Origin of the sequence: Micromonospora coerulea (assembly GCF_016598485.1) — a bacterium.
GTDB classification, from domain to species: domain Bacteria; phylum Actinomycetota; class Actinomycetes; order Mycobacteriales; family Micromonosporaceae; genus Micromonospora; species Micromonospora coerulea.
Window position 1 is genome coordinate 19,012 of sequence record NZ_JAEMUW010000039.1, and the last position, 16,760, is coordinate 35,771.

Here is a 16,760-nt window from a genome sequence, read left to right on the forward strand (position 1 = left end):
GATATTTGTTTTAGAATCGAGCCCGGCACTTCCCTCGGAGCGGCACCATGGTCAACTGGGTTGTCTCTCTGGCCGGGCCCCGACGCGTCAGCCTGGAGCCCTGCCCCGCGGACCCGCTCGGCCCAGGCCAGGTTCGCGTCCGCACGTGCTACTCCGGCATCTCGGCCGGCACCGAGTTGACGCTCTATCGGGGCAGCAATCCGCGGCTGCGCAAGGACTGGGACGACGCCAGCCGAATGTTCGTGCCCCGCCAGGCGCCCGCCGCCTACCCGGTGGTCGGCTTCGGCTACGAGGAGGTCGGCGAGATCGTCGAGATCGCCGCCGATGTCGCCGACCGGCACCCCGGGCAGGTCGTCTGGGGCATCTGGGGGCACCGCGCCCAGGCCGTCGTGCCGGCCGGCGCGGTCCAGCCCCTCCCTCCCGGGCTCGACCCGCTCACCGCCGTCTTCGCCCGCCCCGGCGCGATCGCCCTCACCGCGGTGCTCGCCGGCGACCTGCACCTCGGCGACTGGGTGGGAATTTTCGGCCAGGGCGTGATCGGGCTGCTCGGCACCCGGCTGGCCACCCTCTCCGGCGCCCGGGTGGTCGCCGTCGACCCGGTGCCCGACCGGCTCGGCTTCGCCACCCGCTTCGGCGCCCGCCGGGTCGTCGACGCCGCCACCGACTCCGCCGCCGCCGTGCTGCGCGAGGCCACCGGCGGACGCGGGGCGGACGTCTGCCTGGAGCTGTCCGGGTCGTACCCGGCGCTGCACGAGGCGATCCGCGCCACCACCCACGCCGGCCGCGTCGTGGCCGCCGGCTTCTACCAGGGGTACGCCCACGGGCTGGGACTCGGCGAGGAGTTCCACCACAACCGGATCCAGCTGGTGGCGGCCCAGATCTCCGGATCCGCCCCGGCACCCGGCACGGCCGGCCGGTGGACCGGGGCCCGGATCGCCCACACCTTCATGGATCTGGTGGCCGAGGGCAGCGTCGACCCGCTGCCGCTGGTGAGCCACGTCGTCGACGCGGGCGCGGTGGCCGACGCGCTCGCGTTGCTCGACCGCGGTGACGGTGACGTCCTCCAAGTCGTGCTGAGGTTCTGATGGCCATTCCACTCGCCTGCCAGGAGCAGTTGCTCCCGGGCGCCAGCCTGTCCCGCAAGTTCGCCCTCGCCACCACGCTCGGCTACCAGGCCATCGAGCTGCGCGGCCGGGGCGACCTCGAATTCGCCCGCCGCCTGCCGGAGCTGCGCCGCGCTCGCGCCGACGGGGTGGTCATGCCGACCGTCTGCGTCGAGATGGACCACTTCATCGGCGACTTCGACCCCGGTCGCTCCCGGGACGCGGTACGCAACCTCCGCTCCCAGCTCTCGGTCATCGCCGAACTGGGCGGGATCGGTGCCGTGACGCCCGCCGCCTGGGGGATGTTCTCCCGCCGGCTGCCGCCCTTCGAGCCGCCCCGCTCGCCCGAGGGTGACCGGCGGGTGCTGGTCGACGCCCTCGGCGAGCTGGGGGAGCACGCCCGGGCCGAGGGCGTCACGCTCTTCCTGGAACCCCTCAACCGGTACGAGGACCACATGGTCAACCGGCTCGATGAGGCGGTCGCGCTCTGCGCCGCAGTCGGCCTGCCCTCGGTGCGGGTGGTCGCCGACACCTTCCACATGAACATCGAGGAGGACGACGTGCCGGCGGCGCTGCGTGCCGCCGCGCCGTACCTGGGGCACGTGCAGGTGAGCGACTCCAACCGGTACCAGCCGGGGGCCGGGCACCTGGACTGGTCGGTGCTGCTGGGCACCCTGGGTGAGATCGACTATCGGGGCTGGCTGGCGCTGGAGTGCCGGCTGCGTGGCGAGCCCGTCGTCGCGCTCCGTGAGGCGGCCACCGTCCTCACCGGGGCCCAGTCGTGGCAGGCCGCGGCGTGAGCGCCGGACCGGCCGGCAGGCCCGGCGCCGCCGGGCTGGACGCCGCGACGGGCGGTCCCGGCGGGGATCCGGCGGCGGCCCGGATCGGCGTCGAACGGGCGGCCGCGCTGCGCCGGCTGGCCATCGACACCCTCGACGGCAACTGGGAGCACGACCACACCGTGCCCTCGCGCACCCTCTACCCGCACCAGTGGAGCTGGGACTCGGCGTTCATCGCCGTCGGACTGGCCCACATCCGGCCCGACCGGGCGTGGCGGGAACTGCGGACGCTCTTCGCCGCCCAGTGGGCCGACGGACGGGTGCCGCACATCGTGTTCAACCCGGCGCTGCCGGTCGGCTCGTACTTTCCCGGCCCGGAGTTCTGGGACTCGGCCCGTGCCCACGACGCCCCCGCCGCCGCCACCTCCGGCATCGTCCAGCCGCCGATCCACGCCCCGGCGGCCTGGCTGGCGCACCGCCGGGCCCCGTCGGAGGCTTCGGTGCGGGCGCTGGGTTGGCTCTATCCGCGGCTGGTCGCCCAGCAGCGCTACCTGACCGGCCGGCGGGACGTGGGCGGCTCCGGGCTGGCCTGCCTCGTGCACCCATGGGAGTCCGGGCTGGACAACAGCCCGGCCTGGGACGCCCCCATGGCCGCGGTGCCCGCCGACGCCGCCGTCATGCGCGCGTACCGGCGGCATGACACCGCGCACGCCGACGCCGCGCAGCGCCCCACGGACCTGGACTACGCGCGCTACGTCGCGATCGTCGCCGCCTACCGGGCCGGCGGCTACGGCGACGCCGGGCTGGCCGGCCGGCACCCCTTCCTGGTGGAGTGCCCGCTGCTCAACGCGGCGCTCGGAGCGGCCGAGCACGCCCTGGCCCGGATCGCGGCGGTGATCGGCGCCGACCCGGGGCCGCACCGGGAGCGGGCGGCCCGGATCACCGCCGCCCTGGTGGACCGGCTGTACGACCCGATCACCGGCACCTTCCACCCGCGGGACCTGCGCACCGACCGGCTGATCCCGGCCCGCACGGTGCTCGGGCTGATGCCGCTGATCCTGCCCGACCTGCCGGCCCGGCAGGTACGCGCGGTGCTGGCCGAGGCGTGCTCGCCCCGGTTCGGCCTGGCGGCCCGGATGGACCGCCCCCTGACCACCCACGACCGCACCGCCCCCGACTTCGAGCCGGTGCGCTACTGGCGCGGCCCGAGCTGGCTGAACACCAGCTGGCTGCTCTGGCGCGGCCTGCGCGCCCACCGCCGCCCCGACCTGGCTGCCGGGCTGCGCGAGTCGATGCTGGCGCTGGTGGCTCGTAACGGCTGCCACGAGTACTTCCACCCGGACACCGGCGCCGGGCTCGGCTCCCCGGCGTTCAGCTGGACCGCGTCCCTGGCGCTCGACGCCCTCGCCGAGAGCTGAGCCGCCGGCGCCGGCCCGCGCCGCCGCCGGAGTGGCTGGCGCGGGACATGGCAGGGATGCTACCGATCCCGGCGGGACGGCGGCCGGGCCGCGATCGGGGCAGGATGGGGTCCCATCGACGCTCGCGAACCGGGAGGACGGGATGACCGTGACCGCGGACGACCTCGATGCGGCGCTGACCACCGTGGCCGACGCGCTCGGCCCGGCCGTCGGCGCCGACTGGACCGTGCCGGCCGGCCCGCTCGACTGGGACTGTCGGCACACCGCCGACCACCTGGGCGACACCCTGCTGTCGTACGCGGCGCAGCTGGTGGCCCGCCCCGCCGACCGGTACGTCCGCTTCATGGCCGCCGCCGAGCGGGACGCCACGGCGGCCGAGCTGCTGGAGTTCGCCGCGACCGCCGGCCGGATCCTGGCCCTGGTGGTGCGGGCGACCTCCGCGCACGCCCGGGCGTTCCATCCCAGCGGCACCGCCGACCCGGAGGGCTTCGTGGCGATGGGCTGCGCGGAGCTGCTCCTGCACGGCGACGACATCGCCCGGGGGCTGGGGATGGCCCTCGACCCGCCGCGCCCACTCTGTGCCCGGGTGGTGGCCCGGCTCTTCCCCGACGTCGCGGCCGGGCTGGCCGACGTCGACCCCTGGGTCGCCCTGCGTTGGTGCACCGGCCGGGCCGAGCTGCCTGGCCGGGCGCGGCGGGGTCGCTGGCAGTGGCGCGGCGCGCCGATCGGTGGGTGAGCGGCCCGGGCGATCCCGGCCGGGCCCGCCCGACCCGGGGGCCCGGGCGGGGCGGATCGCGGCTACCGTGGGCGGCCGGAGCCGAAGGAGGAGTGCCCGTGCCCGAGATCGACAAGGTGGCCTGGATCCGCGTCGAGGACGGCCGCGTGCTCAGCACCCGCTCCCGGGGCAGGGACGTGTGGTACCTGCCCGGCGGCAAGCGGGAGGCCGGCGAGTCCGACCTGGACACCCTGGCCCGGGAGATCATCGAGGAGCTGGGCGTGGCGGTGGTCCGGGAGTCGGCCGCGCACGTCGGCACGTTCGGCGCGCAGGCCCACGGGCACGCCCCGGGCACGCTGGTGCGGATGACCTGCTACGCCGCCGACTACCGGGGCGAGCTGCGGCCGGACAGTGAGATCGCGGAGCTGGCCTGGCTCGGCTACGCCGACCGACATCGGGTCTCCCCGGTGGATCAGATCATCTTCGACCACCTGCGGGCCGCGGGCGCGCTGCGCTGACGTCAGCGGGTGCACGCCAGCGACGCGCAGCAGCTCGACGGCGGCCACCGCGCCGGCCGTTGCCTGTTTGCCGTCGCCGACCCTGGGTAACCGCGTCACCTGCTCCGGCCCGCGCGGCCGCCGACGACAGGAGGGTGACGTGCGGTTTCCCCGATTCGTCGAGGCGGTGTCCCGCCGCTCCGCGCTGCCCACCGACCAGGCCGCGATGATCGCCCGCGCCACGCTGCAGACCCTCGCCGAGCGGGTGACCGGTGCGGAGGCGGACGATCTGGCCGCGCAGCTGCCGGACGAGCTGGCCGCCTACCTGGCCGCCCCGGCCGACGAGGGTGGCCCGGGCGGGGGCGTGGTCGGGTTCGTGTACCGGGTGGCCGACCGGGCCGGGGTGGACCCGGCGGTCGCCGAGGTGGGGGCGCGGGCCGTGCTGACCACCCTGCGCGAGGCGGTCACCGTTGGCGAGTTCCAGGATCTGGTGGCCCAGCTGCCGAAGGGCTTCGACGCGATGATCGACCCGATCCCCCGAACCGGCCAGGGGCGCTGAGGCCCGGGGCCGGGTCTGGTCGGCCGGTCAGTACGCCCCGGGCGGGTCGACGAGCTCGTCCGCCGAGGGCTCCTCCGGATCGGCCACCCAGGCGGAGAAGGCCGGCACCCCGTGCCACGGCCCCATCCCGTCCGGCCGCTCGTCGGTGGCCACTGCGACCACCGCGTACGGGTGGCCGAAGCGCAGCTCCGCCGTCCGGGCCACCCCCTCCGGCGGCAGGCTGACCAGGCCGAAGGCCCCGGTCACCGCGGCCGCCTCGAAGCCGTACCGGCCGAACCGGGCCGCGGCCGCCTGCCGGGCCTCGGCCTGGGTGCCGGGGCCGGCCACCGAGGTGATCGCCGCCGGGAAGCCCAGTCCGGGCCCGGTGAGGTCGTGCCCGCTCCGCGCCGACCAGCAGGGCAGTACCGCCGCGTGCCGCTCCTCGCGCCCGTCCCGGGCCCGGGTGCGCACCCGCTCCTCCCGCAGCGTCCACAGTGGTGTGTCACCCAGCGGCAGGTCGAACAGCGACCGCCGGCCCGGCTCGCCGCCGACCACCGTGGCCGGGGCGAGCCGGTACGCCGCGGCCAGCACGTCACCCGGCGCCACCCCGGGCGCGGCCGCCACCGACACCACGGCGAGCCCCGCCGCGCCGCCCTCGGTATCCGCCGGCCGGGCCGCCGCCACGTGCACGACCACGTCGCCGGCCCGCTCCGTGGCCGCGATCCAGGCGCGGTGCCCGCGTTCCGGGGTGCGCAGCACCCGGGTGAGGGCGCCGGCCCAGGCGCTGCCCGGCCCGAGGGCCGCGGCCGGGGCCAGCTCGAACGGGTCGGCCCAGGAGATCCGGGTGGCCAGCGCGCTGGCCAGGGCCAGCACCACCTGCTCGCTGACCCGCAGCGGGAAGCGGTCGATCAACCCGAGGCTGTGCTCGCGCGCCCAGGCGTCCAGCGTCTCCTGCGGCGGCAGCGGCCCGGTGGCGGTCCGTGGCGGCAGGCCGGCGTACCAGTCGGCCAGCCGGGTGGTGTCGTACCCCGCCCGGTGCCACACCGCGGTCGCCGCCGGCACCAGCGGGTGCGGCTCGGCCAGCAGGGCGGCGGCGGTCGCGGCGGCCGCGTCCGGGTCCATGCCCAGGACGTCGGCGAGTTCGTCGCGTGCGGCCCCGCGCGCCGCCGGGCCGCAGAGCGCCAGTAGCAGCCAGGCGCCGAGCGGGGAGGCGACGTGGTGCCCGGGCTCGACGGCGGCGTGCAGGCGGTCGGCGTACCGGGCGAGGGGCTCCTGGAGACTCGTCATGGTTCCACTCTGCCCACCGGCGGGCGGTTCGGCACGCCCACCCGGTACGTCAGGACCAGAGCTCGAACGGCTCGTCGATCTCCTCGCCCGCCAGGAACGGGGTGAGCAGCGCCGGCAACCGGCCGGGGTAGAAGCGCTCCCCGCTGGCCACCACCTCGGCGACCGGCCACCAGCGGAACCCGAAGTAGTCCTCCAACTCGTAGTCGAGCCGGTCGGCCTCGTCGACCGCCGGGCCCCGCCCCGGCAGCCGGACCGGCACCACCACCTCGTCCTGCAGGTGCCGCAGCTGACGGTGGATGAAGCTGGCCCGGCGCCGCCACCGGGGCGCCCCGATCCGGTCCGGGTCCACCCGGATGCCGGTCTCCTCGCGCAGCTCCCGCACCGCCGCGTCCAGGTACGTCTCCCCGGGGTCGAGGCCGCCGCCCGGCAGCTCCCACCAGGTGCCCAGCCGGGGGTGGTCCGGGTCGCGGGTGTGGAAGAGCAGCACCCGCTCCTCGGCGTCCAGCACCACCAGCCGGACCGCCCGCCGCTCGATCAGCGGCAGGTCCCGGGGCAGCTCGTCGGTCATGGTCGCCTCCCAAGGGGTCACGGATCCGCGTCCACCCTGCCACGATGACGCTCATGTCCGAGCTCTTCGGTGAGGTGGCCAACAGCTACGACGAGGCGCGCCCGGGCTACCCGCCAGCGATCGCCGAGGCGATCGGTGGGTACCACGGCGGGGCGCCCGGCCGGTTGGTCGAGGTGGGCGCCGGGACGGGCCGGGCCACCGAGGTCCTGCTCGGGCTGGGCGCGCCGATGACCTGCGTGGAGCCCGATGCCCGGATGGCCGCGCGGCTGGCGGCCCGGTTCCCGCGGGTCGAGGTGGTGGTGGCGGCCTTCGAGGAGTGGACGCCGCCACCGGGCGGGGTGCCGGCGCTCGCCTGCGCGATGGCGTGGCACTGGCTCGATCCGGCCACCCGCAACCGCCGGGCGTACGAGGCGCTCGCCCCGGGCGGCACGCTGGCGGTCTTCGGGCACCGTTACGCGTACGTGAATCCGGCGCACGCCGCCGCGCTCCGGGCGGCGTTCGAGTCGGTGGACCCGGCGACGCAGGGGGACCGTCCGGAGGACTGGTTCCACGCCGACGTCGCCGACAGCGGACTCTTCACCGACGTCCGCGTCGTGCCCTTCCGCCGCGCGGTACCGCTGGACACCGCGGCGTACCAGCGCCTGGTCAGCACCTTCTCCCCGCAACTGAAGCGCCCGCCGGAGCTGCGGGCACGGGTCCTCGCCGCGGTCGGCGCCGCGGCCGACGGCTTCGGCGGAACGGTGGTGCTGGACCTGCGGACCGCCCTGGTGCTGGCCCGCCGCCCGGCCTGACCCCGCTCAGCCGTCGGTCGCGCCCGCACCGTACCAGTCCGCGCCGGCGTCGATCACCCGGGCCACGTCGGGCGGCAGCGGACAGGGGCGCGGTGATGCGGTCCGCGGTGAAGGTGGCCCGGATCTGCCGGGCGGGAACGGTCACCCCCGGATCGTCGCCGACGGCCGCGGCGTACCTCCACCGCATTTCATCCCTGTCGGGTCGTGCGGGATAGGCTGCCCGCCGTGGCAGGTCTGTTGAGGAACGTGGCGTCGCGACTGGGCCGGATGAACGGGGGCGCGGCGACGCCCGCCGGGTCGCCGGGCCGGATCCCGGCGCAGGTCGCGCGGCGCCGCCAGGTGGCCGCGCTGCAGCGTCGCCAGCTGGCGTACGCCCCGGAGCTGGACGGGCAGGCCGATCCGGGGGAGGTCGTCTGGACCTGGGTCCCGTACGAGGACGACCCCCGCCAGGGCAAGGACCGCCCCGTGCTGGTGGTGGGCCGGCAGAGCCGGACGCTGTTCGGGCTGATGCTGTCCAGCCAGGACGAGCGGGACGGCCAGCGGCACTGGCTGGCGCTCGGCCCGGGCGCCTGGGACCGGGACAACCGCCCGAGCTGGGTACGCCTCGACCGGGTCCTCACCATGCGGGAGGACAGCATCCGGCGCGAGGGCGCGGTGCTGGACCGGCCCCGCTTCGACCGGGTGGGCCAGGCCCTGCGCGCCGGCTACGGCTGGCGCTGACCGGCGGGGAAACCGCTCGCGCCGACGGGTGCGCCGTGGCTGGTGCTGACCGGGGGGAAACCGCTCGCGCCGACGGGTGAGCCGTGGCACGGTGATCCGGTGACGGGTGAGCCGGCGATCGCCGGGGACGAACGACTGGCCGGCTGGGTGGCGGAGGACTTCGGTCTCGCCCTCGTCGCCGCCGAGCTGGTGCCGTACGGCGCGGACGACGCCGCGCGGCTGTGGCGGGCCACCGACGCAGACGGCGCCCAGTGGGCGGTCAAGCTGAGCGGCGGCGGCACCCCGGCGGGCCTGTGCGTCACGGCCCACCTGTCGGCGCGGGGCGTGCCGGGCATCGTGGCCCCGTTGACCACCCGGGACGGCCGGCTCTGGAGCGTCCACGAGGGACGGCGGCTCTCCGTGGTGCCGTGGCTGACCGCCGATCGGGCGCTCGACGGCGGGATGGACGTCGCGCACTGGCGGACGTACGGCGAGGTGCTGGCCGCGACGCACGCGGTCGCCCCCACCGACGAGCTGGCGGCGCTGCTGCCCCGGGAGGACCACACCCACGCGGCGGTCAGCGCGGCCACCCGGGAGACGGACCGCCGGCTACGGGCGGTGGACGGCTCGGCCGACCGGTGGACCCGGGAGGTGGCGGACCGCTGGCGGGCGGCCGCGGACGACGTGTCCACCCTGCTCGACCGCGTGGACCGGCTCGGCGCGGAGCTGCGGGACCGGCCGGCGGACCTGGTGGTCTGTCACGGCGATCCGCACCTGGGCAACCTGCTGCTCGACCCGGACGGGCGGGTCTGGCTGATCGACTGGGACGACGCGGTACTTGCGCCCCGGGAACGCGACCTGATGTTCGTCACCGGCGGCGTGCTGGCGTTCGCGCCGGTGACCCCGGCCGAGCAGGCCGCCTTCTTCGCCGGCTACGGCCCGGTGGACCCCGATCCGGTCCGGCTGGCCTACCACCTGGGCGTGCGCGCCCTGGACGACATCGGGAGCTGGGCGCGGGACGTGGCCGACGCGGACCGGCCGGAGGCCGAGCGGGTTCGCGCACTGAAGATCGTGGACGGGTTGTTGTCGCCGGTGGGGCTGGTCAGTTTGGCCCGCGAGGCGCTGCGCGACCTGGGCCGCTGGGGCTGATCAGCCGGTCAGCACTCGGCCAGGTGCGGGGTGTCCACCAGCTGGCGGGCCGGTCGGGCCGCGGCCACGCTCTTCGCCTGATACATCGCCGCGTCCGCGCGGCAGAGCGCCTCGGCGAGCTGGGTCGGCCCGTGCACCGGGGCGAGCCCGACGGACGCGGTCACCTGCACGGTGCGGCCGCCGAGCGGGATCGGCGCGGCGAGGGCCTCGCAGAGCCGCCGGGTGGCGTGCTCGATCCACCGCCGGTCCACCGTCGGGCTGGCCAGCAGCCCGGCGAACTCGTCGCCGCCGAGCCGGGCGACCAGGTTGTCCCCGGCGAAGGCGGCGAGCCGCTGCGCCACGCTGATCAGCACCTGGTCGCCGGCGGCGTGCCCGTACCGGTCGTTGACCTGCTTGAAGTCGTCCAGGTCGAGCACGACGGCGATCAGCGGGGTGCCGGCGGCGTCGGTGAGCAGGGTCGCGGCGAGCCGGTAGAAGGCCCGCCGGTTGGGCAGCCCGGTCAGCGGGTCGTGGCTGGCGGCGTGCCGTTCGGCGGCCAGCTCGGCCTGGAGTAACCCGATCTCGGCCTCCGCGCGCAGCGCGCGGCGGCGCAGTTGCCAGGCGGAGACGAGCGCACCGGCGGCGGAGATCCCGGAGGCGACGGTCATCGGATCCGGCACGCACCCTCCCTCGCCACCGCCGTCGGCGCCGCCCAGGTGGTGCCGCGAACCGCCCGTCCGGACCCGTGTTTTCGCTGGTCGTGACCGCGCGAGGTAACCCAGAGTAAACGGATGAGTACCCCGCACCTGCGTTATCATGCTCGCTGTCCAATGCAGATGCAACAGCAGATGCACGTGCACCATCGTCCTGTGTCGACCCATGACCCCGGCGCCACCACCGCACCTCCCGCGGCATCGGCTGGCTCTTCGCACAGAAAGACGCCCATGCAGCAACCTCAGAACGGCGTACCCACCAGCGAGTTGCCCCCGCTGCGGTGGCAGAAGAGCCGCCGGAGCAACCCCAGCGGCAACTGTGTCGAGCTGGCCGTACTGCCCGGCGGTGCCGGCATCGCGATGCGCAACTCCCGGCACCCGGAGGGCCCGGCGCTGATCTACACGGTGGACGAGATCACCGCCTTCGTGCTCGGCGCCCGGGACGGGGACTTCGACCAGCTGATCGCCGGAGCCGTATCCCGCGGACGGGACTGATCCTCCGTCCGGAGGAGTTCATCTCACTGTCGGTCCATGGCATGCTTACCCGTCGGCCGGACCGCGGTGTCCGGTCGGCACTGGTTGGCAGGCGAAGGACGGCCACGTGACGATGGATCCCGGCGAGGGCGGCGCGGCCAGCGGCCCGACCGTGCTGCGCATGCTGCTCGGGGCGCAGCTGCGGCGGCTGCGCGAGGACGCCGGGGTCACCCGCGAGGGCGCCGGCTGGGAGATCCGCTCCTCCGAGTCGAAGATCAGCCGGATGGAGCTCGGCCGGGTCGGCTTCAAGGAACGCGACGTCGCCGATCTGCTCACCCTCTACGGCGTCGCGGCGAACGAGGAACGCGCGGCGCTGCTCAAGCTCGCCCGGGACGCGAACAGCCCCGGTTGGTGGCACCGGTACGGCGACGTGCTGCCCCCTTGGTTCCAGTCCTACCTGGGACTGGAGGCCGCCGCCGCGCTGATCCGGACGTACGAGCTCCAGTTCGTCCCCGGCCTGCTCCAGACCCCCGAGTACGCCCGCGCGGTGATCCTGCTCGGCCACCGTGGCGCCGCCCCGGAGGTGATCGATCGCCGGGTGAGGCTGCGGATGGAACGCCAGGAGGTGCTGCGCCGGACGCGGCCCCCGCAGCTCTGGGCGGTGGTCGACGAGGCCACCCTGCGCCGCCCGATCGGCGGCCCGGAGGTGATGCGCGGACAGTTGGACGCGCTGGTCGAGGCGACCAGCTCGCCGCACGTCCGGCTCCAGATCGTGCCCTTCGACGCCGGTGGGCACGCCGCGGCAGGCGGCGCCTTCACCATCCTGCGCTTCAGTGACCCGGATCTGCCGGACATCGTCTACATCGAACAGCTCACCAGCGCGATCTACCTGGACAAGCGGGACGACCTGGACTACTACGCGCTGGCCATGGAGCGGCTCTGCGTGGCGGCCGCACCGCCGGAGCGTACGCCCGAGCTGCTCGGCCGGATCCGCGACGAGCTGTACCCGCGCTGAGCGCGTCCCGGGGCGCCGGTCGAGCCGGCTCGGGCACTACCATGTGCGGCGAACCGGCGAGAGTGGACGGACGCCACCGGAGCAGGGTGGCGCGGAGTCGCGGAGGCAGCCTTGACCACCGATGTTCCCGGCACCGCGACGGAACCGGTCCACCCCAGCGACCGGATCGACACCTCGGTGCCGCATCCCGCCCGCCGCTACAACTACTGGCTGGGCGGCAAGGACAACTTCCAGGCCGACCGGGAGTCCGGGGACGCGTTGGCGGAGCGTTTTCCGACCATCCGGATCAGCGCCCTGGAGAACCGCCGGTTCCTCCAGCGTGCCGTCGGCCACCTCGCCCGCTCCGCCGGCATCCGGCAGTTCCTCGACATCGGCACCGGCATCCCGACCGCCGACAACACCCACGAGGTGGCCCAGGCGATCGACCCGACCGCCCGGGTCGTCTACGTGGACAACGACCCGATCGTGCTGGCCCACGCCCGGGCCCTGCTGACCAGCTCGGCCCAGGGCGCGACCGCCTACATCGACGCCGACCTGCGCGACCCGGACCGGATCCTCGGCCACCCCGACCTGCGGCGGACCCTCGACCTGTCCCAGCCGGTGGCGCTGATGCTGGTCGCGGTGCTGCACTTCGTGCCCGACGGTGACGACCCGTACGGCGTGGTCACCAGGCTGCTGGACGCGCTGCCGTCCGGCAGCTACCTCGCCGCCTCGCACGTAACCTACGACTACCTGCCGCCGCAGCTGGCCGAGGAGGCGAGGGGCGCGGCCCGGGGTGGCGGCCCGCACGGGGTGATCAACCTGCGCGGCCTGGACGAGTTCAGCCGCTTCTTCGACGGCCTGGAGGTGGTCGAGCCGGGCATCCGCTCGGTCGCCGAGTGGCGCGCCGAGGGCGAGCCGCAGCCGCGTCCCTCGGTCGTCGAGGTCAGCATGTACGGCGGGGTCGCCCGCAAGCCCTGAGTCCCACCGCGGTCGCGCGGCCCGGTCGGCGGATGCCGACCGGGCCGAGGTCGTTTCCGGTGTCGATTGACCAACCACGACCCGTCTGGGTAGTCTCTGAATCGATCCAGACTGAATCGATTCAGAAGGGGGCGCGGTGAAGCCGACTCTGCAGGACGTGGCGAACGCGGTGGGGGTGTCCCGGAGCACCGTCTCCAACGCCTACTGCCGCCCCGACCAGCTCTCCGCCGCGCTCCGGGAGCGGATCCTCGACGCCGCGCGCCAGCTCGACTACCCCGGGCCCAACCCGACCGCCCGGTCGCTGCGCCGCGGCTTCGTCGGGGCGATCGGCGTGCTCTTCACCTCTCAGCTGTCGTACGCCTTCACCGACCCCTTCGCGGTGCGCTTCCTGGCCGGGCTCAGCGGCGCCGCCGAGCGGCACGGCAGCGCCCTGCTGCTGGTGCCGCTGCCCGACGATCCGGCGCGGGCCCGGGCCGCCGTGGAGAACGCCGCGGTCGACGGCTTCTGCGTCTACTGCGTCGGCAACGAGGAGTGGGCGCTCGACGCCATCCGCCGCCGGGCGCTGCCCTACGTCACCACCGCCGCCCCCGAGGAGGCCCACCCGGCGCACCGCTACGTCGGCATTGACGAGCGGGCCGCCGCCCGTACGGTCGCTGAGCACGTCGCCGCCCTCGGGCACCGGCGGGTGGCCCTGCTCGGCGACACGATGCTGCCCGACGCCCCACCCGGACCGCTGCGGCTGGCCGCCCCGGCGGACGTCCCGCACCCCACCACCCGCGGCCGGCTCGCCGGCTTCGCCGACGCGTTCGCCGCCCTCGGCGTCGACTGGTCGGACCTCACCGTGCTCAACGCCACCGGCAACAGCCGCGCCGCCGGCGCCGCCGCGGTGGCCGCCACGCTGACCGGCGACGATCCGCCCACCGCCGTCCTCGCCTGCTCCGACGTGCTCGCCCTCGGCGTGCTCGACACGCTCGCCGAGGCCGGGCCGCGCCTGGCGCGTCCCGTCTCGGTCACCGGCTTCGACGACATCGCCGAGGCCGCCGCGGCCGGGCTCACCACCGTCCGGCAGCCAGCCGAGGAGAAGGGGCGGATCGCCGCCGAACTCCTCCTCGCGCCCCCGGCCGATCCGGCCGCCGGGCACGTCCTGCTCGACACCGCCCTCGTCGTCCGCACCTCCACCCGCCCCGCCTGAAGGAGCCGACCATGGAACAGTCCACCGCTTTCATCCTCGCCGTCGACGCGGTGACCCGACACGTGAACTCCGCCCGGCCCGACGCGCCCGTCCGCCCCGACCGTCCCCGGTCGGCGCCGCTGGCACCCACCCGGCTGGCCGCCGCCGGTGCCCTGCGCCGGCTCGCCGACCTGATGGAGCCCCGGCCCGCGGTGCTGCCGCCCACCTGCTCCTGAGCCCCGCCGCAGCTGACCCGCCCCGGGTGGCCCGCGCCACCCAGGCGGTGTCGGATCACCCCAACCGGGGGCGGCGAGGCCCGAACCGGGCACCGGGGTTGGGGACGGCGGCGGTGGGCAGGCAGACTGGGGCACCATGTCGCCGTTCACGCCCACACTGCGGTTGCACGATCGGTACGTCCTGCGCGAGCGCATCGGCCTCGGCGGGATGTCCGAGGTGTGGCGAGCCGACGACGAGGTGCTGCACCGCCCCGTCGCGGTGAAGGCCCTCGCGACGCAGCTCGCCGCCGACCCGCAGCTGCGTGCCACCATCCAGCGGGAGGCCCGGGCCGCCGCCCGGCTCACCCACCCGAACGTCACCCAGGTGTACGACTACGGCGAGGCGACCCTGCCCGACGGGTCGCTGATGCCGTACCTGGTGATGGAGCTGGTGGAGGGGCGGACGCTGGCCGATCGGCTGACCACCGGCCCGCTCGCCTGGCCGGAGGCCGTCCGGGTGGCCGGTCAGGTGGCCGCCGCCCTCGCCGCGGCGCACCGGATCGGCGTGGTGCACCGGGACGTCAAGCCGGGCAACGTGATGCTCACCGAGACCGGCGCCAAGGTGCTCGACTTCGGCATCGCCACCCTGGCCGGGCCGCGCCACCCCCTCGCCGGGCAGACCGGCGAGCTGATGATGGGCACCCCCGCCTACTTCGCCCCGGAGCGGATGACGCCCGGCCCGGCCAACCCGGCCAGCGACGTCTACACCCTGGGCGCGCTGCTCTACCGCACCCTCACCGGCCGGGCCCCGCTGCCCGTGCAGACCTGGGAGGACGTGCTCGACGTGCAGGCCCGGCGTACCCCCGTGCCGCCGCTGCGCGTCTCCGGGCTGCCCGCCGACATCGCCGAGCTCACCCTGGCCTGCCTGTCGCCGGACCCGGCCCGCCGGCCCACCGCGGCCCGGCTCGCCACCCGGTTCGGCGCGGGGCAGCCGGCCGACCCACCGACGGCGATCCTGCCCACGCTCGCCCGGCCGGAGCATCCGCCGACGCTGATCGAGCGAGCGCCGGCCGCCGTCCGTCCGGTGCCGGCGGCGGTGCCGCAACGGCCGGCGGCCCGATCCAACCGGCTGCTCGGCGTGCTGGTCGCGGCCGGCGTCGCGCTGCTGCTCGGCCTGGTCGGCATGCTCGCCCTGGACGACTCGGGGAACCCCCCGGCCGCCCAGCGGACCACCGAGGCCCCGGTCCCGGAATCCACCGCGGAATCCTCCGGTCCGGCCGAGTCGGCCACCGCCGAGCCCTCCGCCCCCACCACCGCGCCGGCGCCGGTCACCCTGCGCCAGCTCGCGGCCGCGTTCGCCGACGTGCTCGCCGACGCGGAGTCCCGGGGCGAGATCGACCGGGACACCGCCAGGGACCTGCGGGAGAAGGCCGCCGAGCTGGACCGGGGCAAGCCGAAGGACCGCGCCAAGCGGCTCGCCGAGCTGCGCGAGCGGGTGGCCGACGCGGCCGACGACGGGCGGATCGGCACCGACACCGCCGCCCGACTGCAGGACCTGCTGACCGCGTACGCGCAGTCGCGGGGTGGCCGCGGCGACGAGGGCTGAGCCGGCCCGGAGGCTGACCGGGCCGGGTCAGGCCAGGTGCACCGGGTCGCCGAGCAGCGACTTCACCGCCGGATCCCGACCAGCCGGCCGCTCATCCGGCCGACAGCGCACGGACCAGCGCGGTCGCCTCGGCCAACCGCGCGGCGTCGAGCGGGCCGGTCTCCGCGCGCAGGGTGGCCGCCCGCGCCAGCAGCCGCGCCGGCCCGGTGGCGGCCAGGTACCCGACCAGCAACTCGCGCGCCGGCGTCGACAGCGGCGTGTCCCGGTCCGTGGCCACCTCGGCGAGGATGAGCGCGGTCATCGCCGTGTCCAGCTCGGCCGGCCCCTCGGTCGCGTTGGCCCAGTCGATGACGACCGGGCCCGCCGGGGTGAGGACCACGTTCTCCGGGTGCAGATCCAGGTGCAGGATCCGAACGTCGGGATCGGACGAGCGTGCGGCGGGCAGCGCGTGCAGCCGCGCATGCAGGTCGGCGAGCAGGCGTGCCCCGTCCGTCGTGTCGACGTCGCCCCGGACGTACGCCTCCGCCAGCGTCGGACCGACCAGCCGCTCCAACACCAGGTCCGGCCCGTCCGCACGGTGCACCGCCGGCACCGGATAGCCGGACCCCCGCAGGTGCCGCATGACCTCGGCCTCGGCCGCGACGTCGCCGCCGGCGCGGTAGCGGCGCAGCACCCGCCGGTCGTCCACGAGGTACACGTCGGCGGTCCGGCCGGAGGCGAGCAGCGCGGGGACAGTCACCGGCCTCACGTTAGCCGCCGTCCGTCCGGCCGTCCGTCCCCGCTCGCCCCAGCTCTGACATGGTCGGGGTTCGCCCGTGGGCGGCGGCTGGCCGCTCAGGGGCCTGATCGACTCCGGGTGGGCGATGTGGCGGGTGTCGGGTGGGCGCCGGATACTGCCAGGTCGGCGATGTCGTGCCGGGTGTCCGGTTCGCGCCTGCCGGGGTGCGCGGTCTGGGTCTGATGTCCGGTTTCAGGGTGTGACCGCTGGCATCCGTAGGCCGGAATCGTGGCGGGGCCGGGGTCGTTACATTCACCGTGCGACTGAGTAGCTGGCCCGCTCCACCGGGCCGGTGACCGGGCCCC

19 protein-coding genes are annotated in these 16,760 nt (G+C 75.7%); 15 read left to right on the forward strand and 4 right to left on the reverse strand.

Translation table 11 applies throughout. The features are described 5' to 3' along the window. Positions 1–47: 47 nt before the first annotated feature. From I8N68_RS29830 to I8N68_RS29855, 6 genes are all read left to right on the forward strand, one after another. Positions 48–1,085 (forward strand): zinc-binding dehydrogenase, encoded by a 1,038-nt coding sequence (locus tag I8N68_RS29830; protein WP_200216191.1) that lies wholly within the window; start codon positions 48–50, stop codon positions 1,083–1,085. Then, positions 1,085–1,903 carry a sugar phosphate isomerase/epimerase family protein gene (locus I8N68_RS29835; RefSeq protein ID WP_200216193.1) on the forward strand — a complete coding sequence of 273 codons (819 nt, stop codon included), beginning with the start codon at positions 1,085–1,087 and terminating at the stop codon, positions 1,901–1,903. Before I8N68_RS29830 ends, I8N68_RS29835 begins: the two co-directional genes overlap by 1 nt. Continuing rightward, on the forward strand, positions 1,900–3,300 hold the full coding sequence (locus I8N68_RS29840) for an MGH1-like glycoside hydrolase domain-containing protein (RefSeq protein ID WP_307813031.1): 1,401 nt from the start codon (positions 1,900–1,902) through the stop codon (positions 3,298–3,300). Before I8N68_RS29835 ends, I8N68_RS29840 begins: the two co-directional genes overlap by 4 nt. 142 nt (positions 3,301–3,442) lie before the next feature. Next, complete coding sequence (locus tag I8N68_RS29845) at positions 3,443–4,036, forward strand: maleylpyruvate isomerase mycothiol-dependent enzyme family protein (RefSeq protein ID WP_200216196.1); 594 nt, start codon at positions 3,443–3,445, stop codon at positions 4,034–4,036. 98 nt (positions 4,037–4,134) lie between these two features. Beyond that, on the forward strand, positions 4,135–4,533 hold the full coding sequence (locus tag I8N68_RS29850; protein WP_200216199.1) for an NUDIX hydrolase: 399 nt from the start codon (positions 4,135–4,137) through the stop codon (positions 4,531–4,533). 139 nt (positions 4,534–4,672) lie between these two features. After that, positions 4,673–5,071 (forward strand): DUF2267 domain-containing protein, encoded by a 399-nt coding sequence (locus tag I8N68_RS29855; protein WP_200216202.1) that lies wholly within the window; start codon positions 4,673–4,675, stop codon positions 5,069–5,071. 27 nt (positions 5,072–5,098) lie between these two features. Here the strand turns inward: I8N68_RS29855 and I8N68_RS29860 are convergent, their stop codons facing one another. Beyond that, positions 5,099–6,337 (reverse strand): serpin family protein, encoded by a 1,239-nt coding sequence (locus I8N68_RS29860; protein WP_200216204.1) that lies wholly within the window; start codon positions 6,335–6,337, stop codon positions 5,099–5,101. A gap of 49 nt (positions 6,338–6,386) precedes the next feature. Further along, entirely contained in the window at positions 6,387–6,905 is a 519-nt protein-coding gene (locus tag I8N68_RS29865) for an NUDIX hydrolase (protein ID WP_200216207.1), read from the reverse strand. Positions 6,906–6,949: 44 nt separating this feature from the next. On the opposite strand from I8N68_RS29865, the gene I8N68_RS29870 reads away from it, so the two are divergent. The 3 genes from I8N68_RS29870 to I8N68_RS29880 all read left to right on the forward strand — a co-directional run bounded on the left by I8N68_RS29870 (position 6,950) and on the right by I8N68_RS29880 (position 9,544). Next, the gene (locus I8N68_RS29870) at positions 6,950–7,696 is read left to right on the forward strand and encodes a class I SAM-dependent methyltransferase (RefSeq protein WP_200216210.1); all 747 of its coding nucleotides are present in this window, start codon (positions 6,950–6,952) and stop codon (positions 7,694–7,696) included. A gap of 225 nt (positions 7,697–7,921) precedes the next feature. Further along, positions 7,922–8,416, forward strand: coding sequence for a type II toxin-antitoxin system PemK/MazF family toxin (locus I8N68_RS29875; RefSeq protein ID WP_307813032.1), 495 nt, complete (start codon positions 7,922–7,924; stop codon positions 8,414–8,416). Between the two features lie 99 nt (positions 8,417–8,515). Then, a complete protein-coding gene (locus I8N68_RS29880; protein ID WP_200216217.1) occupies positions 8,516–9,544 on the forward strand; it encodes a phosphotransferase in 1,029 nt (342 codons plus the stop codon). Between the two features lie 8 nt (positions 9,545–9,552). Here I8N68_RS29880 and I8N68_RS29885 read toward each other — a convergent pair whose 3' ends face one another. Then, positions 9,553–10,203 (reverse strand): GGDEF domain-containing protein, encoded by a 651-nt coding sequence (locus I8N68_RS29885; protein ID WP_200216218.1) that lies wholly within the window; start codon positions 10,201–10,203, stop codon positions 9,553–9,555. A gap of 264 nt (positions 10,204–10,467) precedes the next feature. On the opposite strand from I8N68_RS29885, the gene I8N68_RS29890 reads away from it, so the two are divergent. The 6 genes from I8N68_RS29890 to I8N68_RS29915 all read left to right on the forward strand — a co-directional run bounded on the left by I8N68_RS29890 (position 10,468) and on the right by I8N68_RS29915 (position 15,677). After that, on the forward strand, positions 10,468–10,731 hold the full coding sequence (locus I8N68_RS29890; RefSeq protein ID WP_200216219.1) for a DUF397 domain-containing protein: 264 nt from the start codon (positions 10,468–10,470) through the stop codon (positions 10,729–10,731). Positions 10,732–10,843: 112 nt separating this feature from the next. After that, complete coding sequence (locus tag I8N68_RS29895; RefSeq protein ID WP_234040857.1) at positions 10,844–11,725, forward strand: Sco1979 family transcriptional regulator; 882 nt, start codon at positions 10,844–10,846, stop codon at positions 11,723–11,725. Positions 11,726–11,836: 111 nt separating this feature from the next. Next, positions 11,837–12,685: an SAM-dependent methyltransferase gene (locus I8N68_RS29900; protein ID WP_200216220.1), complete on the forward strand. Its 849-nt coding sequence runs from the start codon at positions 11,837–11,839 to the stop codon at positions 12,683–12,685. Positions 12,686–12,821: 136 nt separating this feature from the next. Next, positions 12,822–13,877, forward strand: coding sequence for a LacI family DNA-binding transcriptional regulator (locus I8N68_RS29905; protein ID WP_200216221.1), 1,056 nt, complete (start codon positions 12,822–12,824; stop codon positions 13,875–13,877). A gap of 11 nt (positions 13,878–13,888) precedes the next feature. Further along, a complete protein-coding gene (locus I8N68_RS29910; protein WP_200216224.1) occupies positions 13,889–14,092 on the forward strand; it encodes a hypothetical protein in 204 nt (67 codons plus the stop codon). 136 nt (positions 14,093–14,228) lie between these two features. Then, positions 14,229–15,677 carry a serine/threonine-protein kinase gene (locus I8N68_RS29915; RefSeq protein ID WP_200216226.1) on the forward strand — a complete coding sequence of 483 codons (1,449 nt, stop codon included), beginning with the start codon at positions 14,229–14,231 and terminating at the stop codon, positions 15,675–15,677. A 91-nt stretch (positions 15,678–15,768) separates the two neighbouring features. On the opposite strand, the gene I8N68_RS29920 is transcribed toward I8N68_RS29915, so the two are convergent. Next, positions 15,769–16,416, reverse strand: a complete 648-nt coding sequence (locus tag I8N68_RS29920) for a phosphotransferase (protein WP_200216228.1) — start codon at positions 16,414–16,416, stop codon at positions 15,769–15,771. Between the last annotated feature and the right edge of the window lie 344 nt (positions 16,417–16,760).